This window comes from Streptomyces musisoli (genome assembly GCF_016741855.1).
Taxonomy (GTDB): domain Bacteria; phylum Actinomycetota; class Actinomycetes; order Streptomycetales; family Streptomycetaceae; genus Streptomyces; species Streptomyces musisoli.
The window spans coordinates 1-549 of the sequence record NZ_JAERRH010000110.1 but is presented as its reverse complement, the minus strand read 5'-3'; the positions used below and the strand labels follow the sequence as shown (position 1 = coordinate 549).

The 549-nt window shown below is 69.6% G+C and carries 1 protein-coding gene; it reads right to left on the bottom strand.

Going from position 1 to position 549, the window contains the following annotated elements:
• On the bottom strand, positions 1-549 hold a 549-nt coding region (locus tag JK361_RS40685; protein ID WP_236054684.1), incomplete at both ends, for a ketoacyl-synthetase C-terminal extension domain-containing protein.

Sequence of the window (549 nt, the reverse complement as noted above, 5' to 3'; positions counted from 1 at the left end):
CCACCCAGATCCTCACCCGGGCGCTCGGCCAGGAACGCACGCACAGCCTCCGCCTGCGCCCGCACCGCCCCCTCCGACCTACCGGAGACCACCCAGGGAAGCGGGCCCTGGGGCTCGGGCGAGGGGTCTTCCGACTTCGTTGTCGGGGCGACCTGTTCGAGTACGACGTGGGCGTTGGTCCCGCTCATGCCGAAGGAGGAGACGGCGGCTCGGCGTGGTCGGTCCAGCTCGGGCCAGTCCCGCTGCTCGGTCAGCAGCTCCACCACCCCGGCCGACCAGTCCACGTGCGACGACGGAGCATCCACATGCAACGTCTTCGGCAGGACACCGTTGCGCAGCGCCATCACCATCTTGATGACACCACCCACACCCGCAGCCGCCTGAGCATGCCCGATGTTCGACTTCAACGACCCCAGGAACAACGGCCGTTCGCCGTCCCGTTCCTGGCCGTAGGTCGCAAGGAGCGCCTGCGCCTCGATCGGGTCACCCAGCCGCGTCCCCGTGCCATGCGCCTCGACCGCGTCCACATCACTCGTGGTGAGCCGCGCA